Source organism: Massilia sp. Root335 (assembly GCF_001425685.1).
Taxonomy (GTDB): Bacteria; Pseudomonadota; Gammaproteobacteria; order Burkholderiales; family Burkholderiaceae_D; genus Telluria; species Telluria luteola.
In genome coordinates this window covers 240,238-264,021 of record NZ_LMCY01000008.1, presented here as the reverse complement: position 1 = coordinate 264,021, position 23,784 = coordinate 240,238, and the positions used below count along the sequence as shown (strand labels likewise).

The 23,784-nt window shown below is 50.6% G+C and carries 22 protein-coding genes and 1 pseudogene; 8 read left to right on the top strand and 15 right to left on the bottom strand.

The window, feature by feature from the left end:
* The 4 genes from ASC93_RS07045 to ASC93_RS32715 all read right to left on the bottom strand — a co-directional run bounded on the left by ASC93_RS07045 (window position 1) and on the right by ASC93_RS32715 (window position 2,342).
* Complete coding sequence (locus ASC93_RS07045) at window positions 1-492, bottom strand: type VI secretion system tube protein Hcp (RefSeq protein WP_056439697.1); 492 nt, start codon at window positions 490-492, stop codon at window positions 1-3.
* A 119-nt stretch (window positions 493-611) separates the two neighbouring features.
* Complete coding sequence (locus ASC93_RS07040; RefSeq protein ID WP_157201783.1) at window positions 612-1,025, bottom strand: ribbon-helix-helix domain-containing protein; 414 nt, start codon at window positions 1,023-1,025, stop codon at window positions 612-614.
* A gap of 82 nt (window positions 1,026-1,107) precedes the next feature.
* Window positions 1,108-1,791, bottom strand: a complete 684-nt coding sequence (locus ASC93_RS07035) for a hypothetical protein (protein WP_056439231.1) — start codon at window positions 1,789-1,791, stop codon at window positions 1,108-1,110.
* A gap of 80 nt (window positions 1,792-1,871) precedes the next feature.
* A complete protein-coding gene (locus tag ASC93_RS32715) occupies window positions 1,872-2,342 on the bottom strand; it encodes a 3'-5' exoribonuclease (protein ID WP_056439229.1) in 471 nt (156 codons plus the stop codon).
* A 207-nt stretch (window positions 2,343-2,549) separates the two neighbouring features.
* Between ASC93_RS32715 and ASC93_RS30515 the strand changes: the two genes are divergently transcribed.
* Window positions 2,550-3,098, top strand: coding sequence for a hypothetical protein (locus ASC93_RS30515; protein ID WP_157201782.1), 549 nt, complete (start codon window positions 2,550-2,552; stop codon window positions 3,096-3,098).
* Window positions 3,099-3,160: 62 nt separating this feature from the next.
* Here the strand turns inward: ASC93_RS30515 and ASC93_RS30510 are convergent, their stop codons facing one another.
* From ASC93_RS30510 to ASC93_RS07015, 3 genes are all read right to left on the bottom strand, one after another.
* The gene (locus ASC93_RS30510; protein WP_157201781.1) at window positions 3,161-4,531 is read right to left on the bottom strand and encodes a hypothetical protein; all 1,371 of its coding nucleotides are present in this window, start codon (window positions 4,529-4,531) and stop codon (window positions 3,161-3,163) included.
* Between the two features lie 718 nt (window positions 4,532-5,249).
* Complete coding sequence (locus ASC93_RS29560; RefSeq protein ID WP_229412626.1) at window positions 5,250-5,603, bottom strand: H-NS family nucleoid-associated regulatory protein; 354 nt, start codon at window positions 5,601-5,603, stop codon at window positions 5,250-5,252.
* 27 nt (window positions 5,604-5,630) lie between these two features.
* The gene (locus ASC93_RS07015) at window positions 5,631-10,574 is read right to left on the bottom strand and encodes a type ISP restriction/modification enzyme (RefSeq protein WP_056439220.1); all 4,944 of its coding nucleotides are present in this window, start codon (window positions 10,572-10,574) and stop codon (window positions 5,631-5,633) included.
* A gap of 325 nt (window positions 10,575-10,899) precedes the next feature.
* On the opposite strand from ASC93_RS07015, the gene ASC93_RS07010 reads away from it, so the two are divergent.
* The 3 genes from ASC93_RS07010 to ASC93_RS32710 all read left to right on the top strand — a co-directional run bounded on the left by ASC93_RS07010 (window position 10,900) and on the right by ASC93_RS32710 (window position 12,721).
* The gene (locus ASC93_RS07010; RefSeq protein ID WP_056439218.1) at window positions 10,900-11,823 is read left to right on the top strand and encodes a restriction endonuclease; all 924 of its coding nucleotides are present in this window, start codon (window positions 10,900-10,902) and stop codon (window positions 11,821-11,823) included.
* An 8-nt stretch (window positions 11,824-11,831) separates the two neighbouring features.
* Window positions 11,832-12,239 carry a hypothetical protein gene (locus tag ASC93_RS30505; protein ID WP_157201780.1) on the top strand — a complete coding sequence of 136 codons (408 nt, stop codon included), beginning with the start codon at window positions 11,832-11,834 and terminating at the stop codon, window positions 12,237-12,239.
* Window positions 12,240-12,340: 101 nt separating this feature from the next.
* On the top strand, window positions 12,341-12,721 hold the full coding sequence (locus ASC93_RS32710) for an HNH endonuclease (RefSeq protein ID WP_082547820.1): 381 nt from the start codon (window positions 12,341-12,343) through the stop codon (window positions 12,719-12,721).
* 48 nt (window positions 12,722-12,769) lie between these two features.
* Here the strand turns inward: ASC93_RS32710 and ASC93_RS29550 are convergent.
* The 4 genes and pseudogenes from ASC93_RS29550 to ASC93_RS29545 form a co-directional block, all read right to left on the bottom strand.
* A pseudogene (locus tag ASC93_RS29550) lies at window positions 12,770-13,152 on the bottom strand (transposase); the annotation flags it as partial.
* Between the two features lie 139 nt (window positions 13,153-13,291).
* On the bottom strand, window positions 13,292-13,699 hold the full coding sequence (locus ASC93_RS30500; protein ID WP_157201779.1) for a hypothetical protein: 408 nt from the start codon (window positions 13,697-13,699) through the stop codon (window positions 13,292-13,294).
* Window positions 13,700-14,127: 428 nt separating this feature from the next.
* Window positions 14,128-14,331, bottom strand: a complete 204-nt coding sequence (locus tag ASC93_RS30495; protein WP_157201778.1) for a hypothetical protein — start codon at window positions 14,329-14,331, stop codon at window positions 14,128-14,130.
* A 541-nt stretch (window positions 14,332-14,872) separates the two neighbouring features.
* Entirely contained in the window at window positions 14,873-16,876 is a 2,004-nt protein-coding gene (locus ASC93_RS29545) for an ATP-binding protein (RefSeq protein ID WP_082547818.1), read from the bottom strand.
* Between the two features lie 905 nt (window positions 16,877-17,781).
* Here ASC93_RS29545 and ASC93_RS30490 point away from each other — a divergent pair.
* Window positions 17,782-18,156, top strand: coding sequence for a hypothetical protein (locus ASC93_RS30490; protein ID WP_157201777.1), 375 nt, complete (start codon window positions 17,782-17,784; stop codon window positions 18,154-18,156).
* Between the two features lie 7 nt (window positions 18,157-18,163).
* On the opposite strand, the gene ASC93_RS30485 is transcribed toward ASC93_RS30490, so the two are convergent.
* Together ASC93_RS30485 and ASC93_RS06995 are read right to left on the bottom strand one after the other, a co-directional pair.
* The gene (locus ASC93_RS30485) at window positions 18,164-18,478 is read right to left on the bottom strand and encodes a hypothetical protein (RefSeq protein ID WP_157201776.1); all 315 of its coding nucleotides are present in this window, start codon (window positions 18,476-18,478) and stop codon (window positions 18,164-18,166) included.
* A gap of 110 nt (window positions 18,479-18,588) precedes the next feature.
* Window positions 18,589-18,876, bottom strand: coding sequence for a helix-turn-helix domain-containing protein (locus ASC93_RS06995; protein ID WP_056439212.1), 288 nt, complete (start codon window positions 18,874-18,876; stop codon window positions 18,589-18,591).
* Between the two features lie 271 nt (window positions 18,877-19,147).
* On the opposite strand from ASC93_RS06995, the gene ASC93_RS06990 reads away from it, so the two are divergent.
* From ASC93_RS06990 to ASC93_RS30475, 3 genes are all read left to right on the top strand, one after another.
* Window positions 19,148-20,191: a CAP domain-containing protein gene (locus ASC93_RS06990; protein ID WP_056439209.1), complete on the top strand. Its 1,044-nt coding sequence runs from the start codon at window positions 19,148-19,150 to the stop codon at window positions 20,189-20,191.
* Window positions 20,192-20,230: 39 nt separating this feature from the next.
* Window positions 20,231-20,521, top strand: coding sequence for a hypothetical protein (locus tag ASC93_RS30480; protein ID WP_157201775.1), 291 nt, complete (start codon window positions 20,231-20,233; stop codon window positions 20,519-20,521).
* Window positions 20,522-20,626: 105 nt separating this feature from the next.
* Entirely contained in the window at window positions 20,627-21,160 is a 534-nt protein-coding gene (locus ASC93_RS30475; protein WP_157201774.1) for a hypothetical protein, read from the top strand.
* Window positions 21,161-21,541: 381 nt separating this feature from the next.
* On the opposite strand, the gene ASC93_RS29540 is transcribed toward ASC93_RS30475, so the two are convergent.
* Both ASC93_RS29540 and ASC93_RS30470 read right to left on the bottom strand, forming a co-directional pair.
* The gene (locus ASC93_RS29540; protein ID WP_082547817.1) at window positions 21,542-23,458 is read right to left on the bottom strand and encodes a replication endonuclease; all 1,917 of its coding nucleotides are present in this window, start codon (window positions 23,456-23,458) and stop codon (window positions 21,542-21,544) included.
* A gap of 22 nt (window positions 23,459-23,480) precedes the next feature.
* The gene (locus ASC93_RS30470; protein ID WP_157201773.1) at window positions 23,481-23,756 is read right to left on the bottom strand and encodes a hypothetical protein; all 276 of its coding nucleotides are present in this window, start codon (window positions 23,754-23,756) and stop codon (window positions 23,481-23,483) included.
* Window positions 23,757-23,784: the final 28 nt, after the last annotated feature.

Sequence of the window (23,784 nt, the reverse complement as noted above, 5' to 3'; positions counted from 1 at the left end):
TCACGCCGCGATTTTGTTGGCAGCGGCATCCCAGCCGCCCGAGGTATTGCCGGAAGCTCCGCCAGCGATCTTCTGCTGCGTGTAGCTCCACTTGATCTTCGAGTAGGCCAACGAAACCCGCTCGGTCAACACACCGCCGTCGCCGCTTGATGGGCTCACCGAGGAGATCATCACGTTTTCGATCTCGACAGTGTAATACCTGATGGGCTCACCATTACCATCCGCACGCATGAACTCAAACTTAGCTTTCGGGATCGTCTTGCCAGTAGCACACGTCTGGCAGAGCAGCGGCGATGACAGGTCAGCCAGCTTCCTGAACGAGATCTCCGAAAGCTCGGCTTTGCCATTCGTGTGTCCTGAAGATGAGATCGAGAGTGCGCGCGGCTGGTGAACGTGCCAGACAACGTTGCTGACCTCAATCCATTCTTTATGCTTCGAGTCAGTCGATTCGCCCTTGATGCCGTCAATCTGTAGGTATGCGTCGTTAGCCATTTGAAGCCCCATGAATCAGTTAGTAGGGCCTCCAATCTTGCACTCTCGGCAGTCGCATGTATTACAAAGGGTCAACGAGCCTAGGTGACCAGACCCAAGATACAGTTGCTTATAGTTGCTTAAACTCCAACCCTCGGATCAGGCCCTTTGCCGATGAAAAAGCGCATCAGTTGGCGAAGGACCACTGCCTGAGATTCACCGGTAGCCGCAGCGGCTTCCTCGAAGGCCTGACGAAGGTCATCGTCGACTCGGATCGTGACAGTCGACTTCTTCTTCGTGGCTGCTGGCTTATGGGAGGTGTAATAGCAGAGAAACCCCTTGGCAGTTCGTACTATGTGCTCAATACAGCCGTGCCTATAGCCCGAGACGACCTCGGGCTCTTCCCCATCAACTTTCTCAGTCACACACAGCCTGAACAACTGTCCATCCGGCTGAAGAGGGTCATACGAGACCTCGGCATGCAGCCAACGACCGGCCAATCGGTTCGAAAAAGACAAAAATACCGTGCCCTGAGAGGAAACATGGTAGTTCATGTTCCTCGTCAGTAAGCCTGCGTCGACCAGGCGCGGCACTTCCATTGACGGATGCCAAGTCATAGAGCCCATCTGAAACCTTTTAGTGAGTGACGCGGCTATACACTCGACGGTAGATCTCATCTTCAATCCCGAGAGACTCTGTGGTATCGCACTGCCTCACGTATTCCGCCGCCAGAAGTGCTGCGAGGTCAGGGTCGGAATAAAATTGGTCGAGTAAGCGCCTTTTCTTCCTGCTTGAAACAGTATGCACGACACTCAAAATGTAGCTTCCATCAGTACAGGGATAGACAGTCGCCTTGATTGTGGCACCTTGTACGTTGAAGTGAGGAGGCATGATGATTTCCACCTCTGCATGCTCGTCTTGATTGTCACAGTGATCGTGCTTGTCGCGTGACTCTTGATCAACTTCTAAGTCACGCTCAGCTTTTAAAAGCACTTCGCCTTCATCCAGTGCGCGTGGCATGACGACGAAAAAGCGGTACGCTGCTTCACCAATCTCGAAAGCATCAGTAATGTAATCGAAAATCTTGGTCCAGCGCTGTTCTTTCGCCACTACTTCGAGACAAAACTTATCATCTGCTGTAATTTTATAGCTGAATTCCGCATCTTCGACGTGACGCACATATGACTCGAACGTGCCAAGCAATACTTCATTCATCAGCAGCCTTCGGATATACATATAACGAACATTTTCATCGTAAGAATAGATATTCTTCGGTGGAAAATTGTCCGTTAACTCTTCAAGAAACTCTTCACGTGGCATCGCATCGCTCTCCTTACATTACACATATTTATTGTAATTGTCGGGCACGCTGACGAAAAGCGAATTCACTACTTTTTGCATTACTGTCCGTTCCGGACCCAGGAACGGAGCGAGTACCGTAAAGCTCGCGCGTCATGCAACGCGTGGTGTTCTACCTGCTTCGTGCGTACATGATATTCGTACTGCTCGATCTTATTGATATATGACGCGCCCAGCCGTTGAAAACTTACTCCATTCGGAAAATCATTTTCAAAAATAAATTCAAGCATTATGTAGTCGTACTGTGAGTCATAACACAGCACGACTGGCTCAGCCTTCCTGACCTCATCGATCCACATAGACAGCCTAACCTTTAGTTCTGCTAGCGAACATTTTTCAATATTCGAAAGGAGCGGTATTACAGTGCTTTTTACAAAGCCGCTGCATCGTTCCAGATCGTAGCCGACTTCTGCATAGAACTCTTCCTGACCTAACGTAACGAGCCCAATACTGATGAGTTCCGGCTTTTCGAAACTGGTAAACTCTGTATCAACAAATATATATTGCGCCAAAGCCCCCCCTTTAAAGTTAGACTAATACGCTTTTTCGACAAAAAGCAACCTGAACCACTCATAAATTATCTCAACATGTGAAGAATCTTGCACCAGAATTCAAAAATATTTTCAAATCCCCTTACCCTCCGGAATCTCTTATAAAATCCCGTCTAATATAGTTGTAGAAGTATGGAATTTACTCAAAAATAAAGCACGGAGGCGCACATGTTCACACCTAAAGACTTAGAAGATACTGTATTCTTTTATTACACACTTCAATCAATCTATCATCTCGAAGAAATTCCAATTGCCGACTTAGAAGAATTAGACATCGGTATGCTACAGCGAATTTCAAAAGCAGCCAATTTCGACGGCCTTATGCTTCTGCTCTCTGTCGACTTTTACGACAAGAATCTGATTGTTGGCACCTACTCTCCTGACCGAAAATCGATACCCATGCCAATTTTTACAGAGTCGCCCGACTCTGTAATTTACATAGATAACAAGGCTGATCCTTATGAGGTCTGCAAAAAACTGCAGGAAATTTCGGAGCGATACGATTTACTAGATGCTCCTCCATTTCAAAAATATGAACACGATGATGAAACTGAAAATTGCAACTGGACTGTTCCTATCGACGAGTTTATAGAAGAGAATGCAAAAGCAAAATATGCACATGAAGTCTTTATGCGGGATTATGGAATGCATCAGACTGTTATTCCTACAGACTACAAAAAACGGGCGAGTCATCTTCAATTAATCAAAAATAATTGATTTATTGTTCGCCTCCTTTTTTCGCAAAAATATTGTTGGAATTTTGCGAAAAACACAGCATTTTAATACCCATCGTCATCCTCAATTTTTCTGTGCTTCGGAGCAGGCTTCGGTAGGTCAAATAGCTTTTTCTTTTCTTCAGCTGTTGAGGCCGCCGATCGTCCACTATCTGCACCACTATCATTACCGCCTGTCCCATATTTTTTAAAAATATGTGAAAGCCCGAAAAACCCGAACGATTCTAGCTTTATAACCGCGTCTTTGAGCCAACTGTATGCCGAGTGAAATTTGTTTTTCCAAAATTCCATTTCTTGTTTAGCTATATGAAGCGCGCGATCAGTGAGACGCAAGTCTTCTTTAAGCTGAATATTCTCTTTAAATACCCGAACTGCCACATTTTCATCGCCCTTTAGTAATGCTTGAATGGTTCGTTCGTTTTCCTCAGCGGCTAGTTGAGCAATTTTCAAAATACGTTGACCTTCGACCTTTGCTCGTTCTTTTGCGTCTTCAATCACTTGCCTGCTCACTTTCACTGCTTCTTCCTGTGCTTCAGCCGCCTTTCGTACAATCTCTTCGTTAGCCAGGCGACGAGCTTCCATAGCAGCTCGCACCTCTTCAAAGGCTTTTTCTTTCATTTTTTCAGCTTCAAGACGCGCTTCTTCTGCTTTTTTTATATCTCTTTGACGAACCGCCTCAGTATGATTTAACTTCTTTTTCTGGGGGCCAAGCCGTGATAAATTGAAGTGCCGTGCTACATCATGATGAAATTTATCTTGATACTCTTTCATGGCGTCAACAAAAGCTTTTCCTGTCTTTGCTCCTTGCGAACTTCCAGATTTCTCGATGGCTCCTCGACGCGCTTTACGGCTCTCTCCGTAGCCTTCGTGCACTGTCGCGAACGGTTCAGAGAAAGGTTTTCCATCCTCGCTTATGCCGTGAAGTGGTATACAGTAGCTGTGGAAATGTTTATTTTCCTCGTCCTCATGCTCAATGACAAGCTTGAGCCGAGCACCGTATTTCTCCTTCATCCACTTTAAAGATGCGTCGCGAAAAGCAGGCCAGTCATCGTCCATCTCTTTTGGTAATGAAACGACCGTCGAAGCCATCACAGGCGAATTCCGTTGATGAGCACGGCCTGTGACTACTTTTCGAGAGTCAGCCCAAGCGTCTGCTAGGTCAGCGACTTTTAGCGGATCGTTTCGAATTTCGTCGCTACATGCATACAAGATCCCTGGTGACTTCGGAGCTGGCACGTGCGGTATATGTCCATCTTTGCGCAGTGCTTCCATGAGTAAATCTAAAGCCGACCAGGCAACTGGCGTGATTTCTCTACCACGTACGATTACCTTCTCTTTCTTATCAAGCTGCACGCGAGCTGCCCAAATCTTGTTTATGAACTGGGCTCTTTGCTGGTTTTGAGGTGTATCGTTCACGATTTTTCTCCATGTAATTATAATTATATTTATACAATTCATGAAGATATATTATCACGCCGAAAAGGTCATTTTTATAATCTGGGGTAGTGGCTATTAGCAGACTAGACACTTCCCCTAAAGGGAAAGTGTCGTCTGCCCCCTAAAGGGGGTTCCGCTCCATAAATGGAGCGTCCTTTCAAGGAGCCGCGCTCGCAGTGAGGCGAAAGACAGACGTCAAAATCCGCTCCGCAAGCGATATCTCATCTTCGCTAAGCGAGGTGTTAACTCGGTGTATTATCGGTGTGTTTTCCGCACTATGAACGCACTATCAGAATTCGTGCTTCGGGCTAAAGTGCGTTAGCGGTGTGTTGGCCGTGAAGATGCAGTGCGTTTTTCGCACTTGTGACAACTCACTTAGAGCGTTGGTATGCCGGAGGTGTAATGCAAGTGAGGGCGTGATGGTTTTCCGACCTCAAAATCTAGTCTCAACTCGACCGTCTAAGCCTGCTTAGAGCCATATCGTTATACACATCTTTTTCCGCTCCACACCATTTGAGTCTGGAGCCACGATTTTCATGAGGAATTGCCTAAAATTTAGGCGAGAAGTAGGTGTTTTATATCAAAAGCACAATTTTTCGTTGTTCCCCGTGTCGGCGGAGCCTTTGCGGAACTGGCTACAACCCATTGATTTTGTTGGTTAAAAAAGATGTGTATAACGCTATGACTTAGAGCAACATCAATTAACTTTCGCATCCTCGATTGACTTGCCCGAGGCAATCCATTCTTTAACCCATGCCGGCTTTCGTCCTCGACCGCTCCACTGTTCGGCAGAATTACTAGGATTACGATACTTAACCTTGACGGTGCTTTTTGTTGTAGTTACAGGGGTTTTGATGCGAAGAAGCTCTTTTTCGGAAATTCCAACACTTTGAGCGATGTGAAGGATCTGCTCACGAGCCATACTAATGCTGAGGAAATATCGAGTTTTTAATTCCTCGATTACTTTCGCATCCAGCGCCCGGAGTTGTGCGAGCGAATATTTCGATAGGTCGTGCATTGTTACCTGATTAGTTGCGTTGAAAGAAGCCACAACCTTACCTTGATCAAAACCTGGTGATCAGGCAGATTGTGGCGCAATGTCGAGATTAGGCAGTGCCCGTACGATTTTCATCGTCTCTATACTAACGGTAACTACGCGCTGGAACAGTTCTAACGGGTAGCGAGGATTGCCCGCAGTCTCGAATGCCCAATCGTTGGCGTCGTTAATGATGCCGCTATCCTTATCAGCCCTGATGCCCTGACGTTCCACTACCCAGTCGAGTGCCGGCTTACCGTTGACGACATAGTCGTAGGCTTCCAGCGGAATACCGGTCAACGTGACCTTGTCGTTGTAATGTAAAGTCGTCAAGTCCTTGTCCTTGCCATTCTTACCGTAGCGCATTTTTTCGACGCGATAGTCCGCATCGATGAGCTTCTTGCTTGCATTTTCGATCTTTAGCGGATAAGGCTCTACGCGTTCATAGTGCAAGTGCAGGTCAGCCAGCTTGCGGCCAGCTTTGGAAAACGCCCAGAAGTCAGCCGCTGTTTTTACACGGGGAATACGTGGCAGCTCTTTGCCTAAGTTGTCGACGAAGCGATTACGGTAGTCGAGCGAATGTAACATGCCGTAGACATAGTAGAAGATGTCTTCCTTCTCAATTTTCTCGCCGGCATAGGCAGACTGGAAGTGAATTAGCCCTTCTAATGTAATGGCGTCACGACGCTTAGTCGGCGGAGACAACGCAGGCTGACTTACTTCGTCGAATAAGGCGAACTGCTCGGTACTTATTTCTGCACATTCCGGTTCCGGGTCGTCGTAGAGATAGAGCGGAAAGTATTGCGAGCCTACCATGTCCACGGCATGTAGGCTCGCAACGTGGTCGCTGATGAAGACAGAGTATGCGCTGCGAGAAGCCGAGGCAGAGACACCGATAACGATGTTCTCCGAGTTGGCATTCGGGAATATGCGCGGCATCTTCAAAACTCTTTCATTGAAACTGCGATTGAAGTACAGCCACTGCTTGTTGAACGGGCGATACAGTCCAGGAACAATGCAGGCTGGCTCCATAGCGAAACGCCGATCACGAACGAGTTCCTGCTTGAGATTAACAGTCCAAGCTATTTTTGAGGCGTCGGCGCTTACGAAGCCATCGACCAGCGCCTCCCTTTGCTTTTTGTTCAAGCCATGATGAGTATGGTTGAAGCGGTCAGCCTCTGCGTTATAGAAGTCGATCATCCGCGTCATATTAGCTGCCAATGCGGTCTTCGAGGCGTTGTAACACCAAGCATCACGGTTGGTAACGACACCTAAGGAGAAGGTTTCGAACAACGTCGGACCATCGCCTTTCTTGTCACCGAGTGCAATATGCTCTAGGAAGCTGTCGTCTCGCTGCTTCAACCAGTCGCCATGGTCATCCGGCGTAATGACATGCCATCCGTTCTCGGCTGTGATACCTTCAATGCTACGCAAAGACTCGATCTTGGCCAGCTTCTCCAACTGATTCAGATAGTTGCCTATGTCGCAGAACCGAACCTCGCCAGTGTTCTCGCTTTGTGGGTTTTTGACAAGTAACGAAATTGCTATCGGAGCTCGACTGCCAAGACCAAATACGTTACCGCCTTCTTTACGTCGTAGTTCTCCCGATGTGCGAGCGTTCCCTCGCAGATGGAAAACATAGATGCTGCTGAACTCGTCTGCCAAGCACCTGCGAAGCCCATCAAAAGTTCCGGTATCCAAGAAACTAGCATTGGTCACGAATCCGATGACGCCGCTAGTGCCAACTCGATTGCTCGCCCAGCGGATAGCGCGGATGTAGCTGTCGTAGAGTCCTTTCGACAGGGCTGCGTCCGACCGTGCCGCGTACGTGTCTTCGATCTGACTGTCCAGGTGCGGGTAGGCGACATTCTGGTTGTTATCGTTCTGGCTGCCTTGACCAATAGAGTAAGGTGGATTTCCAATGATGACGCGAATGTCCAACTTTTTCTGCCGCTTGCGCCGTGCACTGTTGTCCACCAGCAGCGTATCGACCAAGTCTTCTTTCTCGTACATCTGGAAAGTGTCGGTAAGGCAGATACCTTCGAACGGCTGATACTTGCCGCCTACGATGCCGTGATAGACCGCCTCGATGTTAATGGCGGCGATGTAATAGGCTAGCAGCACAAGCTCATTGGCATGGATTTCGTGCTTGTACTTGTGGGGCAGATCCTGAGGTGCGATCAGGCCACTTTGCAGCAGCCGAGTGATGAAGGTGCCGGTGCCGGTGAATGGGTCAATGATGTGCACGCCCTTACTACCCAAGGTCTGCCCAAACTCGGTCTTCAAGATGTGGGCCACGCTATGGATAATGAAGTCCACTACCTCCACCGGGGTATAAACGATGCCCAGCCGCTCGGTCATCTTTGGGAAGGCGTTGCGGAAGAACTTGTCGTAAAGCTCGACGACGATCTTCTGCTTGCCAGCGGCGTTGTCGATGCCTTGAGCGCGCATTTTGACGCTGTCGTAAAAGCGCTGGAGAGTATCAGCCTCTTTGTCCAGTCGGTGCTCTTGCAGCACGTCGAGCACGTCCTGCATGGCCAGTGAAATCGGGTTGTGCTTAGCAAAGCTGTAGTCTTCGAATAAGGCATCAAAAACTGGCTTGGTGATGAGATGCTGGGCCAACATCTCGATTACCTCGCCGTCACTGATGCTGCCGTTGAGGTCGTCACGCAGTTCATCGGCGAAAGCGTTGAAGGCTGCTCGCTCCTTCACGTGAGCCGGGTCTTCAACGATCGCAGTAATGCGGTCGATGTGAGTGCGGGCAATCTTGGCAATGTCGTTGGCCCAGTCTTCCCAGTGGTGACGGTTGCCCACCTTCTGCACCAGCTTCGCGTAGATAGCCTTCTCAATGTCGCCGATTTCGAACTGCAGGGATGCTTGATCTTGCTTGCTGTAGCGCGGGGCTGGCGACTCACCAATCACGAATTCCCCCTTGCCCGCCTCCTTGTTTTTCGGCCCTTTGGGCTTTCCTTGCTTCCGCTGAATCTTATCGGTGATGGCGACGACCTCCATCTTGCTTGCGTCTTTGCCGATCAAGTCTAACTTGTTGACCATCGCGTCGAAGCGGTCGTCATGCGAACGCAGTGCCTGTAGAACTTGCCAGACCACTGCATAGGTCTTGTTGTCGTTCAGAGCATCGTGTGGCTCCACGCCAGCCGGAATCACGACTGGCAGGACAACATAGCCACGCTTCTTTCCAGGCGCATTGCGCATGACCCGACCGACCGACTGCACAACGTCCACCTGGGAATTACGAGGGGTCAAGAACAGCACCGCATCCAGGGCAGGTACATCGACACCTTCAGACAGGCAACGTACATTGCTTAGGATACGGCACGTGTTGTCGTCGGCATCGGCCTTGAGCCAAGCGAGCTTAGACTCCTTCTCGCTGGCGTTCATGCTGCCGTCAACGTGCTCCGCTTCGCAGGCCAACGTCGAGGCTGCATCGTCTTCCTCAGACTCTTGGTAGGCTTCGACCACAGCCTGAAACATCCCTGCGATGTTCTTAGAGCTGACCTTATGGGTCTTTGCCCCCTTGCTTACTTCGATGACTTGGCAGAAGGCCACGGCACGCTTCATGGACTCGTGATCGCCATTCAGGTCCTCGGTAAGCCCCTGCTTCGCCAAGGCCTTCCAGCACCCAATAATCTTAGCTGCGTCGTCAACCTTGAGCTGGTTGTTCTCATCCTTGAGCAGTGACTGGATGCGGCGGTTAACATGGCTCTCTTCGACCGACAATACGATGACCTTATAGTCCACCAGTAGGCCGCGCCGAACGGCCTCGGAGAAGGTGATGACATGGAGCTCTGGCCCGTATAGGGTTGGGTCGTCCATTGAGCATAATGCCACGCTGTCCAGTTCGGCCTTGGCCTTAGCGCTATCACCATAAATGCGCGGTGTCGCCGTCATGTATAGACGCTTGGCCGATCGGATGAAGGCCGAGTCGTGCACCTTCACGAAATTGCTCTCGTCATCATCGCCGAAGGTAGCGCCCGTAGTGCGATGCGCCTCGTCGCAAACGATGAGGTCGAACTCAGCCAAGCCGTGTTCGTGCTGCGCACGGCTGATAACGTCAATAGAGTGATAGGTGCTGAAGACCACGCTCATGTGCGCCGCGTCGTGCCGCTTGGCCATCTCGGAGGCCAAGCGAGCTGGGTGGGTCGTGGCCGGGTAGCGCAACTCATGAGTGAAGGTCTGGACGCTGTCGTCGTCCTTTTGGCGTTTCTTGCCAACGTCGCTGTCCGAGCAGACTGCGAAGCTATGCAGCGGCGTAGCACTCTCCTGAGTCCACTCGGTCAACGTCTGCGAGAGCAGGGACAGGCTCGGCACCAAGAACAGTACGCGCTTGCCCCTCCCGGCGAGGGCCTCCGCGATTTTCAGGCTGGTGAACGTCTTACCCGTGCCGCAGGCCATGATGAGCTTGCCCCGGTCGGCGGTCTGCAATCCAGACAGCGCAGCATCCAGGGCCTGCTGCTGGTGGAGCCGGAGCTGCTTCTTGACCTTGAGTACCGGGACAGCCTTCGGCTGGTATTTGCCCCAATCGATCTGACTGTTCTCCAAATCGTTCAGGTCGATCTTGCTAACGGGCGGCTGCTGGTCGCGCAGTGCCTCTTCGGCATGAGTGCTCCAGTGGTTTGTGGTACTTACGATGATGCGGTGGGCGAAAGGCTTCTTCCCTGAGGCGGTGAAAAAACTGTCGATATCGCTCTTCTGCAGCCGGTAGTCCTCGGCATATAGCTTGCACTGGATCGCATGAATCTCGCCTGTACCGTGGGTCTTCGCCACCAAGTCGATCCCGGCGTCGCGCTTGTCTAGCCCCTGTAACTCAGCCCAATCACTGTAGGTCCAGACATCGCTGTAGAGGTCACGGTAAGTCGCCTCGTTGCGCAGATAGCAGAGCATTAGCTCTTCGAAGTAAGTGCCCTTTTCACGTTCAGACTGAGAGGACTGGCGGTAGTGATCGAGCAGCGAGGAAAGTGCGGTCATGAAAGTTGTCAATTACCTATATTTCTTTGGGGGCAACCAGCGAAACACTCTGCGTTGCTCCCAGGCCTGATGAGCGTTGCTCGCGAGGCAACCAAATGCTGTACCTTGCTGTAACTCAAACCCTAAACTGTACCATGAATAAATGAAAATTTTCCCCATGGCCACTGAGCTGCGGCGAACGTCGGCAACGACCGGAAGCAGTGGATCAACAGCGTTTGCCATCGAACCTTAATACAGTTGCCGCCGTCGCAAATCGTACGATTCCATTCGGCGTGAAATCAGTCGATTGATATAGAATCTGAAAATCAATAGTTAGGGGTACTAAGTGGCGGAAATTACGCGCAGACGAACGGGCGAGCTCCTGCAGAAGCTCTTCTCAATTTTGCTAGCTAGTTCAACGGGCCTTCCTGCGCGCGACGCTCTGCATCAGCTTGCTGCAGAGGTAACGCTGACGGCTTATGAGGCTGGTGACTACGAGTCAGGTGGTCGGCGCTTCGAAAAAGTGGTCAGGTTTGCGACTGTCGATTGTGTCAAGGCAGGGTGGCTCATCAAAGAGAAGGGGACATGGTCCGTCACAGACGAAGGACGACAGGCTTTGGAGGACTTTTCGGACCCAGAAGCTTTTTATCGACGGGCAGTCAAGCTATATGCGGAATGGAAAGCATCCCAGCCAAATGCGGATGCCAGCGATACCGCGACAAATGCGCTCAAACCTACGGATGAAATCTCTGAGACGCTGGACACATCGGCCAAGGCCGTGAGCGTTACGTTCGATGAGGCCGAAGAACAGGCTTGGTCCGAGATCTCGACGTATTTAAGAGCGATGAATCCGTACGAATTTCAGGACCTGGTAGCCGACCTACTTCGAGCGATGTCGTACCACGTTAGCTGGGTCTCGCCTCCCGGAAAAGATGGTGGGGTTGATATTCTTGCTTGGCCAGATCCGCTCGGCACGCGACCGCCGCGAATAAAGGTGCAGGTCAAACGGCAGCAACAGGCGGTCTCTGTCGATGGCTTGCGTTCCTTCATGGCGGTCTTAGGCGACGATGACGTTGGGCTGTTCGTTTGTACCGGAGGTTTCACAAAAGACGCGGAGTTCGAAGCGAGAACACAAGAAAAGCGGCGCATTACCCTAATCAGCCTCGATAAACTGTTTGATCTCTGGGTCGAACACTACGAAAAATTGACTGACCAAGCACGTAGGCGACTTCCTTTGCGTCCCATTCGTTTCCTATCACCGTTAAGTTAGGAGCAGCCATGCCAGACTATGCCGACGTTGCAATACGAGCTGCTCTAAAACTTCGTAGTGGTCGTCCGATTTCGGCGCGCGAGGCCTGGGACGCTGCAGCAGTTGAAGTGTTTCCCGAGAGTGTTGCCATGCAGTCCAAGGGCTGTCCTCGGACGACTTTTCTGACTCTCTGCACTAGCGGTGCGGTCAAGGATGTGCCTGCCACAGGCATGGTTGGAACCAGTGAGAATGCTCGCCACGCGAAAGATTGCTTAGCACTTCTTGCCGAACATCCTAGTTATGCGGCGATGGTTCCGAGACAGCTCTGGAACCTAGTTACACATGCGTCCGGCAAGACCTATAACCAGCAGATGCATGTCATTCTAGGCCTAGCTAAAGCCGGATTGCTTCGATACGGGGAATACGTTCAAGCTTGAGGCAAGTGCTACATGCGCATGTATCCAAAGCTCGTTATCGATCTCGGCGACTTAGCCCGGTCAAGAGTGGCCGGAACGGTTAGACCAATGTAAGCGAAGAGATGACAACTCGCATTCCCATCGAAGCGCGCCCCAAGAAGTATTGCAGCAAGTGCAATGCGACAACGCCTTGGAACAGCCATAGCCGTTGCATGACGTGTCAAAAGCAAAGGAGCAAAGAGTACGCGGCACGCTTAAAGGCTTCCGGAGGCGCTTTCTCTGCCGCGACAAAAGCCAAGCTGTTAGCCGCGCATCCGAACTCTTGCCCGTTGTGTTCCGTTCCTTGGAGTCTAATTCCACGGCACAGCCAACATCCGGATACACCTTGGCACTTTGATCACATTGTTTCACCCCAACTGGGCGGCACAAACGATCCTAGCAATGCACAAATCTTGTGTTGGCCGTGCAATCTTAAGAAGCTCAACAAACGTGCAGTCACCTGACAAGTCGCCTATGCCGACGCTGCGTCGTAGGGTGGCTTTGCTACACAGGCCAAATTTGCCACGATCTGTAGGATTTCTACCCGTATGCCCGTCACCGGCAGGCGCCGGTACACTGGCGACATCAACGCAGCCCGATTCCGCGTGATTTGGTCGTGCTCGCGGAGCCGTCGAAGAACCGCCTCGTGGACAGACTGCCAGACACCGACATGCATCCATTCATGAAGCCGACGCCAGCATGATATGCCACTCCCGCAACCGAGTTCGCGCGGCAGGTATTCCAGCTGTATTCCGGTCTTGAGGACAAACGGGATTCCGAGCAGGGCCGCGCGATCATCTATACGTGGCCGTCCGCCTTTTGGCGATCGGTGGTGGACAGGAAGATGAGTTGATATAAGCGACCACAGGTCTTCGAGAAGAAGTGCTCGGGCCATGGCATCAGTCCGTCTACGAACATGGCCGCCATCTTAATGGTCAGACTTAGCTTGTGTATTTCCGCGATCGCCCCAGAGCGGACATCGTCAGCGACAACTACCGCTACCACAGGACTTACTTTGGTCGAAATGCGCAGCACTAGTCGCCCGTTAAAGACTTGATAACGGTGTGCGATACTAGTTGTTCATATAACGCAAGGGCGGAGTTGATTTCTTCCGGAGAGCATTTGGAGTCCTTAATTGCACTCCCTATTTCGTTCAAACAGCTATTTAGTTCTTCTACCCTATTGAAAATCTGCCAAAGGTCTTCGTCCTGCTCATCGATGCAAACATTGTGAAAACAAGTGAAGCAAAAACCCTTTATATTGACCATCTCCTCTGTACGAATCTCGGCATACTTTCGGCTCTTTGGCGCCGGAAGCGAGAAGTCACAGAGCGTCTTGTCGCCTGATTCGTCTTTAACGAAGTGCCATTTAACAGAACCTGCGGAGCTGGCATCTGTCCCAGAATTAGAATCAGTCCAACTTACGATAAGCATTTGGGGCATGTATTACTCTTTCGCTCTGGTTGCTGAGTGCTCACAGTATGGCATCACCAGTCGAATTCAAGGCCGCTTGCAGACGTCTGCAGCGACCGACTGTAAGCTCTCGCTGCATGGATGGCAAGAAAGGGCGCAAGCTCTGTCATTTGCCTTGTCGACGATCTAGGATTGCCTGGCGAATCTCATGGTCGGAACTACCCTGATGGCGATCGCAAATATAATCCAACTCGCGTGTCGTTAGGTCAGGAATGCCAAGAGCTTCTTGCCACTGCTGGCCTGCTCTTCTATCCACAGGGTCCTTCAAATCATCAACTTTTTTGACCGGCACTTTTGAACTCCTTAAATCTTAAATTGAGCTTGAAAATTTATTTTCGCAAGCTTTTGGCTTATGCCAATTTTACGATACGCTGATGTCGCGCTGGAAAAGCGCAGCTTTATTTCTTTAACTTTTCTTTTTCCCTCTCGACCGCTTCTGATATTGCTGTAGTAACTCGACCGGAAAATATTTCCTTGCCGGCAAAAATAATGCCATTAATTGCGGCAATGCCGACGACTTTGGCTGCGGCAGTAGTGGTGGCAGCGAAGCCATCAGCACGCCTAACCTCCTCGACACTATCATCTATATCTAAAAAATCCATAAAACATCCTCATGGTTTTAATTCTCTGATTGTGATAAGCAGCCTATCATTATGCCCGTTTCCCGGCGTTTCTCGCTTAAGAAAATTCAAATGGCCGGTAAGATGTCAGCGGTCAGACCACGACGACGATTGGCCCTACTGTGGTGACCGTTTGCTCCTGGCCGAGGCGTTGTAAAAACGCAGACCCGGCGAGACGTCCGCGAAGCTCGGCCATCTAAAACGCTCGCTACGGCGTTTTCATGAGGTTAGAAATGTTAAAGAGACCCCCGAAAACGTCGTGATTTGGCGTTTTTACACAGCTAGGGCCAATTGCGGACGGTCGGCACGGCTCAGTGTACCCGGCTGTTGCCTGCAGAGCAACTGGAGGGTTTTATTAGGTGTACTTAGCTAACGCACTCGACCGTAAATGCGCGAACGCGGTCGGCGGCATGCAATCGCAAGATTGTTTATCGACGCTACGGCCTCATCGTGTAACAGGTGAACATTGGGGCGGCCTTCACTTCTCACCTCAGCAAAGGCACGCCTGAGACCGACTCATCCATCAAGCTTCAACTTCCGATTGGTCGATTTCGGTAGAAGCCGCAGCTTGCTCGTTAAGGTCGAAGCCCGCTTGCGACGGCGTCTGCATGACGCGTGACATCAGGTCGGCGCCAGAAACGTGCTCATACCGTGCAGGGATCTTCTCCCTGAGCTTAAAGAGCCGCTGGCTTGCACTCCGGGTCAGCTGGCCATACGTCGTGGCCACGACCTTGCCACGAACGACGCCCTCATCCACGATGAGCTTCTCCTTTGTGGTCTTCGATGAGATCCGGTGGCCGACCACAAACGCTCGGATCAACGGAGTGCCATCCATGGCGCCACTTTGGAGAAAGTCTTGGACATAGCCATCCGCTTGGGTCATTTCGGGGCGTCCGATGGACGATTCGCCCTTCTTGAGTTCGATGATCAACACGTTTTGGATGCGGGTCAACATGGTGTCGAAGCTGTCGTAGCCTTCGGTACCAACGATCGAAAACGTAGCGTCGGCGAGGGCGACGATGTCAGGACGCTGCGTCGGATTCAAGAAAGCGCTTGGCTCGACGCTTTGACCGAAGATCTTGTCAGCGACGGTCCTCAGGGTCACGTTCGAGGTGTATTCGTGGCTGTCAAACTCCGGTCCAAAGAGCCAGCGGGCCTGAGTCACCAAAGGGTGCAGGGTGTGGAGCTCGTCGGTGGCCGAGTCACCCGCCAGCTTGTCGATCGCTTCGATGACGCTAAGCCTCATGTCGATCTCGTCCAGTACCGAAAGCGCGTCTCGCACCGACCACTGTCCTAACATGCGGTCGAGGGCTTCAACGTCTGCTTCCTCCAGTTTAGTGAGCTTTTCGAGCAGCGCGACGCCGCTACGCGACTTTTCCAAATTGATCACCGCTTCGACCGCAATGGCCAGCGTCTCGGTATTAATGCCAGGATTGCGCTTGACCAGCTCTCGGGTGAAGCTCGCCACCTCGATTCGCGCTAAGGTGGACAGGTCTTTGAATGACTCACGGTTGCGCACTAAGGCGTCTTGAGAGCTGTCGTCGACGAACTCCTCTGAGAGCTTCGCGAATACTTGCGCCGCGTAAGTCGCCACTGCCGAGTTCATCGCGCGGACAGCATTGGTTGGCCTAAACCTAGTCCAATCGGGCTCAATATCGACGATCCACTCGGGGCCGCACTGCACCACGATTGTGTATCGCTTCGCGAACCGGCTGCGTCCATCCAACACGACAGCGTTGCCGACGACCCAGCTCGGCGTGCCAACAAGGCGCCCGTTAACCCAAAATGCCACACCTTGGTACAAGGTCGACTTCGCACTGCGTGTCGTGTCGACCACGAAGGCCTCGATCGATCTGCCTGCCCCGATCTCCAAAGTAGCCTTCTCCACCAACCCAGTATGCTCAGGCAGCGCGATGGATGCACCATTCACTCGAACGACGAACTGTGGATCATGCAAGAAGCGCGCGGAGAGGATGTCACGGATACGATCTGGGTCAGGCAGATGTCGCCCGACCTTCGTGATGAGCTTCGTGCCGTGACCTGTACGCTCGAACGGCATCTCGCTATCCACCTTGAACGGCGTCGCCTGACTATGAGTGCTCACAACGAAGGAGGCGCCCTTCCCCTCTCGCCAAGTTTGAACCTCGTAGACGTCTGCAAAGCACAGCATGCCGTGACGTCCCACCCCGTTGTGACCATAAGCGCGCCGAACCCATCCTGTGCGCTCTGGCGGGAACTCCACATCTTGGCTTTGGTGCTTGACGCGATCATAGGAGAGCTTCATCCAACGCGCCTTGAACTGCGCGGAGCTCATGCCATGACCGTCATCTTCTACGATGAGGTTGCCGTTGAGCTCGTCCGGGATGGCGATATCGACTGAGGACGCGCCGGCATCCCAGGCGTTGGCTACGAGCTCGGTAAGAGCGACCTCGGGGTCGTGCGCTATCTGGCCCAGATTTCGGATCAGGTAGTCCTCTTCGAAGAGCGAGCCAAAGCTTTGGTCAGTCTTGTTCGTACCGTGCACCATGACCGTCCCTTAACTTTTAGTTATTTTAGTTGATACCATGTCAAGCGCTTAAGAGCTAGGGTGCAGCGCTACTACTACGCACTGCGGCTCGATCCATGATCGTATCGGCAGCATCACTTTCCAATCGTAAATGATCTTTCAGGCCAAATGCAACGTCTCAACACCTTGGTCACTAAGTTCAATCACGACAAAACGGGTAGCCCGCATGCTGGTAGTCCACCAGCTCGCGCACGCGGTTAAAAACAGCTTGAGTTTTTATTGTAAACCTTTAAGACTGTTTACGCCCCATATAAGTCATTGATTACAATAGGAAAATCGACTCCAATTGTGCCATCGTTAGAGAGGTCCGGTGCCGTCATTAGAGAGGTCCTGTGCCGTCGTTAGAGAGGTAATGTGCCATCGCTAGTGAAATGTGCCACCGTTAGAGATTTCAGTGCCATTCTTAGAGAATTTCTGTGGATAACTTTTATTCGTCTTATTAATTCCAAAACTCTTTATAAATCATTGGCCTATCATGATGCATTTGAGTTATCCACATTTTCAGCCTCTCTAATGACGGCACACTTCGCTCTATCGATGGCACTGAAATCTCTAACGATGGCACGCAAATTTGCTGTCCTGCACCATTTTTATTGCAAAGAAAGCAATAAAACGCCACAATAATGCTATATTTACGACACAATTGAATTCACAATTAGGTTTAAAAGCGAGAGTTTTACTTGAAAAACTAGAATTTTCTTGTTGTTGGCGAGCAACATAATGCTAAAAACCGCGCCCCCCATCTGTCATGTCAATAACGTCTTTACAAGCATATTACCGACGCTAAATGCAAATGTTGCCGATAGACACCACAGCCCTTGTTTAGAGGACCGTCTCACAAGCGGCCTATCCGTTAGGATACAAAGATGAAAGGGGAGCTTGATTCCCCGCTGTACAAACGCTATCCGAAAATCTTCGCCGATCGTCAACGTACGATGTGCCGCGAGGGTTGGTTCGACCTCATTGATGTGTTATGCGACCGCTTGCAGACTTGGACCAACCTGAACGGCGCTCCACAGGTTGTCGTATCCGAAGTGAAAGAGAAGTGGGGTGAACTTTCGTTCAACATCAAAGGCGGAAGTCGCGAACAAGAGGGAATGATCATCATGGCTGAGGAAATGTCAGCCAGAATCTGCGAGCTGTGTGGAAACGCTGGCAGGTTGCTGGTAGCCGGAGAAACATACCTCACCCGCTGTCATCTACATGCCCCGCCTGGAGCAACAACGGCACCTATGTTCTAGGCCTTGCTCAGCTGTGAGGAGAGTCGTCAAGCGTGCAAAGCCAAGCCTGACAGTAGTCTACAGACTCTCTCGCCCCGTTCTGCTGCCGCTCGAAACCGTTGAGTGTCATACGACCTTCATTGAGCCAAACAATATGGACGTCGTTTAGCTCGGCCTGAACCTTGCCTTCGTGCATTAGTCGCGCAACTTTAACTGGACGGCGCAGGCCTTGATCTGAGACGTCCATCACTACCAGCTCGCCAGGACATCCGAAGGCCTCTCGAAGAGCACGACGGTCGATTTCAACACCGTTGACCCGCATTTTTACCAGTCGGACGCGCATCCTCCCCCCCAACAATACTGTACAAACGTACAGCATATCAGGAAGAGCTTATCCGATAAATGGCTGCGACGGCTCAGCCGTTGTTGAAATCCTACTTATAACGACGACTTCTAACTTTCGCCCGGAGCGCCGCTACCGACCTTCATGTCGGACATCAGGTCTCCACTCTGCCTCTCGAATTCGAACAACACTCTGACATCAACTTTTAGTGTGTCAGCGATCCGAAAAATGTTGACCAACGTCGGGTTACGCACGCCGCGCTCAATGTCACCGATATACGAGCGTGCAAGCCCCGATTCGAGCGAAAGCTTTAGTTGCGAGAAGTTCTGCGCCTGCCTGATTTTGGCTAAATGCTCGCCAAATTGTCTGCAGATCGGGGCCTGTTCCGTTTTCTTCATCGCGCCTTCCTAAGATAGACGCGATCTTAGAGCCGCAGAGAGCAACAAACGACCCTGTATCAGAGGACCCTGTATCAGGGGACCCTGTATAAGTGACAAAAGACATCGATAGTTGTTATACTGCCTATGCTCCAGCGGTTTGAGAGCTCCTATGCCTTCTCGGATCAAGCCACTTTCCTATTTCGTGGGAGCCTCACAAGAAGGAACTGCCCGCGTACCCACGAGATGCGATCTCGCCCACTCTTCAGCACCCATATAAATAAGGACATCAATGCGCGCATCAACCTTTTCTAGCGCCCTTGTGCTAATTACGCTAACCGCCTGCGGCGGCGGTGGCGGCAGTTCGTCGACCCCGGTTGCCTCCAATCCGGCTGTCCCGACTAACCCGACCACCCCGGTTTCGACCGTGCAAGCTGCTAGCCTGCAGGATGCTGTCGCTCAGACCTACGCGGCTGGCTCGTCCGCCGAACTCGCGTTCAAGAAGATCAACGCATTCCGCGCTGTTCAGGGCTTGGGGCCGCTGAACCAAAATGCGAACGCCGACATCGCAGCCAAGAACCACCAAGCGTATGTAGCACTGAACAATAGCGGTGCCAACGGCCACGTCGAAGTCGCTGGTACGCCAGGCTTCACGGGCGCTACCGTTACGGATCGCCTGGTCGCCGCTGGCTACCCGGCTGTGATTGCAGGCGAGGTGATCGCTTTTAGTCTGGAATTCCCGAACCCCGATACCTCGGCGGTCGATAACCTGATCAACTCGGTGTATCACCGTGCAAGCATGATGTATCAGGGCTTCACCACTGTCGGCGTGGCTGGCGAAGATGCGACCAACCCGCTGTACATGGACTTCGGCGCAACCAAGTCCCAACTGAACGCTGGTGATTATGTCGGCGTGTACCCGACAAACGGTCAGACCGGCGTGTGGCTGACCCATGGTGTCGAGGTTCCAAATCCGTTCTATCAGGAAATGGAGATGACCCAGGACAACATGTGCACCAAGACCAGTTCGCCGATCAGCCTGACCACGGAAGCATCGACCACCCTGAGCGTGACCAGCTTCACCGTCACGGAAGCAGGCCAGACCACGCCGCTGGACGTACGCCTGATCACCAAGGCTACCAGCACCCAGGATACGACCTATCTGGGCACCAACGTGGCGTTCGTCGTGGGTAAGGCTCCGTTCAAGGCCAACACTACCTACAACGTGCATTTCGTCGGCAAGGCAACTGGTGCTGCAACCGGCTCGGCTAACGGCCTGTCGATCGACAAGTCGTGGAGCTTCACCACCGGCAGCTACAAACGCGGTTGCCAGTAATACCTTTGATTTAGAAAAGAAAGATTCGCTGGAGAATATATGAAGATCATCGCACTTGGTTTAGCAGCATGCGCTTCGCTTGTCTGCACGTCTGTAGCGGCGGCTGAATTCAAAGATTTCGCTGGAACGAAATGTAAAAAGTCGGAGCTTGTAACGATCACCGAAGTAGCCAAAGCCGGCTTTCCGAGCGGACCAATGAAAGGCTATATTAATATCACTGCCATTCTCCAAAATGGAGAACAAGTTGCCACACCAATTCCAACAGACTTGGCAAAAAAAATTAAGGTTGGCGATCGAGCTTGCAAAGCGACATTTTTAGATGAGGGTTAATATAAAGAAAAAATCCCATTCAAAAAAATCACCCTGCCGCATTGAACGATATCAAAAATTACAATATTCCCCTAAATATTTCCACCATTAAGCGTTAGGAAAACAATGTTTAAGTCCGCTGTATATTCTGGAAACCTAGAGAAAATTTCGGCTAGCACGAAAACTGCTCACAACACCTGGCAGTATGAATACATAAAATTTGCTGGACAGCGGTGGGATAATATCCACGTATCGAATTACATTAATGACGACTTTCGAGAAGCTGTTGGCAGTGAAATTTCCATTTCTACGTTCGCATTGGACGCAAAAAAACCGCCCACCATTCTCGCGTTACGCGTCGGCGAAAAAACAGAGCGCGTTCCTCCGCTTTCAAGTGGACAGGCCTTAAGCATGACGATACGTCAACTCCTCGTAATGGGGCCAGTTCTTATCATCTGGTATTTTGTGCTTGTTTTTGCTCTGTTAATATTTGGATTCTTTCTTAGCACATTATTGGGCGGGTTGCAAAGCCCTATATGGCAATTCCTTTTGTATGCTGTGCCGTTCTGCTATTTATTTCATAAATTCTTACTTTCAAAGACTTCGAACCTAGGAATGAGGACAGCTTTTAACGCGGCGGCGGGGGCTCTTGATAATTAATAATAGCCAATGTTGATTGTTCGGATTTTAGCCATTCTCCGACATTTTATTGGCACTATTAATAGCGCTTAAGACAAGGGCAAGCTTCAGGACAGAATCTTTTCCCAAGCCGTTTGTACAAACTTGGAGAACTAGGAAAAGTTTTCCGGAAGCAAAATTTTTCTTCAGAAAAATTGTCACTATCTCTAATGCTTTTATAATAATTAAATCTTTAATTTGGAGAAAAATAAAATAAAAAAGTAGCGATCCTCGCGAAAATTCGGAGAATAAGAAATATTTTATCAACGGGTCCTACGAGCTCGCGCAAACACGACTAGAAAATACAACGACAAATAGCCGGCTTCGCCGGCTCTATTTCATTTTCCACTTTATTTAAAGTTGCTAAGCGGTCGAAAAACCTGCTGCGGTCGATTTTTTATCCAAATTAAATAAATTTGACCTCTTTTTCTCAAATTTCCATTTCTCAACTTTCGTTGCAATACTTACGACAACCTCGGTAAAAATTTTCCATCCGTACCGCACCGCCTTGCCTTTACTGTCGACCTTTTTCACCTTCTTACGCTCTTTTTCCAATAAGCGAATCCCAGTCGTCCTTTTTATTACATCTCCATATCGATTACGCACTTCCTCAACTAGACGCGCGACGACCAAACGCTTGCCATTCCGCTTTCCGTTTCTTGCAGCGTCAAGTCCACCTAAAGCCTCTAGAAATGCATGCGCGTCACCTTTCTGTTCAGAGCATTTTTCGACGCGGCCTACCGCCTCCCCTCCACGCGCTTTTTTCCACAAATCCTTCATTAGAGGATGTTCCGGCGCGTTTTGGATTCGTCTGAGTTCATCCCAGATAGTCAAGCACTTCGCAATACCGAAGAGTTGTCCCTGATTTATGCCCCACACGGAACGAAAAGCATCAACACGGGAAATTTCAACTTCGTCAGATGATTTGCCAGTACCCGCTCCATCTCTTGATTTATTCGACGGCTTTCTGACATTCGCGGGAAGGGTTTTCATAAGGTACTTCATCACATACGACGCGCTGCTACAAGCACGGCGTTCACCGTTAGCATCCAGTTTACGAACAATCCGCGAGAACTCAACCTGAAATTTGTCTTTTATGCCGCGCCATGTGCGAGGAGCGCCTGCTGCGAGGTCTAATCTATTCTCATAGATCTCATCTTTGTCAGATAATTGGCCGGCGCCTGGCGTACGCACTTTTAGCCCGAGTGGAAAGTAACGCATAATTGCAAGCAAAATCTTCGTTTCATGCTCGGGGCGATATAGTAGCCAGATATGATAATGCGGGCATGCATCACGGTGAGGTTCCACGACGCGTAGCCCGCTGAGCTTAATGCCATGTCGATCAAGATCACGCATAACCGCCTGCCAACCCTTGCAGAAAGATTTATGTGCTTCCCGTGGTGATTTTCCGTTCCATTTTTTCTTGCCGTGTAATGGATTTGGATGCCATCTTGGATCAAGGGTTATGGTAACCATAGCAGAAGCCAACTTTTGCTGATCGCCTAGCGACTCCATACCCTTAACGAAAGTATACAGCTTCGCGAACTTATGTTCGGGTCGTTTTACGACGTCGGATAAGCTAATCTCTCGCCGCGTGCGAGTAACGTCATTGTTGTCATTATCGACCTTCCCTGGCACTAGTACGGTCTCACGCATCCATTTTTCTTGCGCATAAAGTTGCTGCTCGCGTGCGTCTACGCTAAGACTGGAAGAATATCTTTCCTTGTTTCTTCCGATCAAACCAAGTCTAAGAAAAAACTGCTCTCTTGCTCGGCTTACGCGCACAGTCAAAGCTCTTCGCCAGAACATGGCAGTGCATGTGCGTTCGTGTTGCGATTCCAGCGACGCACCTGGTATAGGAGCGCCCAGCAGTGCTTCGGCGAATCTTATTTTGTCAGCTGGGTCACGATACTCATGCTCAGCAAGGCGGACAGCAAGCTGCCTGATGTCGGATCGATCAAAATCAATGTAATTCGCTATCTTCCCTTCTGTCTCGATAATTGCTGCTACGCGTTTGTCAACTTCGAGACGAATCCTATCTAACGCCTCCGCATCTTCTCTACGAACGTACGCCGGAATTTCATCTTCTGTTTGGACATTACGGCCATAGCGTTGTTTCAACAGTATGCTGAGTTGCTCTTCCCTGTATGAAGCAAGTAGCTTAACGACGCCCCTACGCGAGCTAAAAACAAATTTTCCGCTAGCCTTTTTGATTGCAGCTTCATCGCCAGTACACTGTTCGCCTACGTGAGACGGGTGCAAATTGAATTTCCAGTTCATTTTTTTCTTTCGAACTGGAATCTCACGCTTCGGCAAATGGAAGCTGCAACTGCCGAGGGTCGATCACAAGATTCTGCCTATGCGGCATCGATGATTTTCTTTTTGTCTTTGGCTTCGCATTTCGAGAAAGAGATGTTTTTAAGCCATCAGCTGGGCAAAGACCCGGAATCTCCAACTGTATTTCCACTTTGGCAATACAATTCTGCAATCTCATTACATCTATAAAAGGCATTGCCCAAGCTGGCGAAGAATTCTTCTCCACGCCCGAATTCATTTCTACTCTATCTCTTTTTGCCATAATTCCTCCTACCCCGGAGCAATTACGA

Excerpts from the sequence above, each read along its gene's own strand:
- ASC93_RS07045 (WP_056439697.1), bottom strand. The coding sequence starts at position 492 with ATGGCTAACGACGCATACCTACAGATTGACGGCATCAAGGGCGAATCG.
- ASC93_RS07040 (WP_157201783.1), bottom strand. The coding sequence starts at position 1,025 with ATGAACTACCATGTTTCCTCTCAGGGCACGGTATTTTTGTCTTTTTCG.
- ASC93_RS07035 (WP_056439231.1), bottom strand. The coding sequence starts at position 1,791 with ATGCCACGTGAAGAGTTTCTTGAAGAGTTAACGGACAATTTTCCACCG.
- ASC93_RS30515 (WP_157201782.1), top strand. The coding sequence starts at position 2,550 with ATGTTCACACCTAAAGACTTAGAAGATACTGTATTCTTTTATTACACA.
- ASC93_RS07015 (WP_056439220.1), bottom strand. The coding sequence starts at position 10,574 with ATGACCGCACTTTCCTCGCTGCTCGATCACTACCGCCAGTCCTCTCAG.
- ASC93_RS30505 (WP_157201780.1), top strand. The coding sequence starts at position 11,832 with ATGCCAGACTATGCCGACGTTGCAATACGAGCTGCTCTAAAACTTCGT.
- ASC93_RS32710 (WP_082547820.1), top strand. The coding sequence starts at position 12,341 with ATGACAACTCGCATTCCCATCGAAGCGCGCCCCAAGAAGTATTGCAGC.
- ASC93_RS30500 (WP_157201779.1), bottom strand. The coding sequence starts at position 13,699 with ATGCCCCAAATGCTTATCGTAAGTTGGACTGATTCTAATTCTGGGACA.
- ASC93_RS30495 (WP_157201778.1), bottom strand. The coding sequence starts at position 14,331 with ATGGATTTTTTAGATATAGATGATAGTGTCGAGGAGGTTAGGCGTGCT.
- ASC93_RS29545 (WP_082547818.1), bottom strand. The coding sequence starts at position 16,876 with ATGGTGCACGGTACGAACAAGACTGACCAAAGCTTTGGCTCGCTCTTC.
- ASC93_RS30490 (WP_157201777.1), top strand. The coding sequence starts at position 17,782 with ATGAAAGGGGAGCTTGATTCCCCGCTGTACAAACGCTATCCGAAAATC.
- ASC93_RS30485 (WP_157201776.1), bottom strand. The coding sequence starts at position 18,478 with ATGCGCGTCCGACTGGTAAAAATGCGGGTCAACGGTGTTGAAATCGAC.
- ASC93_RS06995 (WP_056439212.1), bottom strand. The coding sequence starts at position 18,876 with ATGAAGAAAACGGAACAGGCCCCGATCTGCAGACAATTTGGCGAGCAT.
- ASC93_RS06990 (WP_056439209.1), top strand. The coding sequence starts at position 19,148 with ATGCGCGCATCAACCTTTTCTAGCGCCCTTGTGCTAATTACGCTAACC.
- ASC93_RS30480 (WP_157201775.1), top strand. The coding sequence starts at position 20,231 with ATGAAGATCATCGCACTTGGTTTAGCAGCATGCGCTTCGCTTGTCTGC.
- ASC93_RS30475 (WP_157201774.1), top strand. The coding sequence starts at position 20,627 with ATGTTTAAGTCCGCTGTATATTCTGGAAACCTAGAGAAAATTTCGGCT.
- ASC93_RS29540 (WP_082547817.1), bottom strand. The coding sequence starts at position 23,458 with ATGAACTGGAAATTCAATTTGCACCCGTCTCACGTAGGCGAACAGTGT.
- ASC93_RS30470 (WP_157201773.1), bottom strand. The coding sequence starts at position 23,756 with ATGGCAAAAAGAGATAGAGTAGAAATGAATTCGGGCGTGGAGAAGAAT.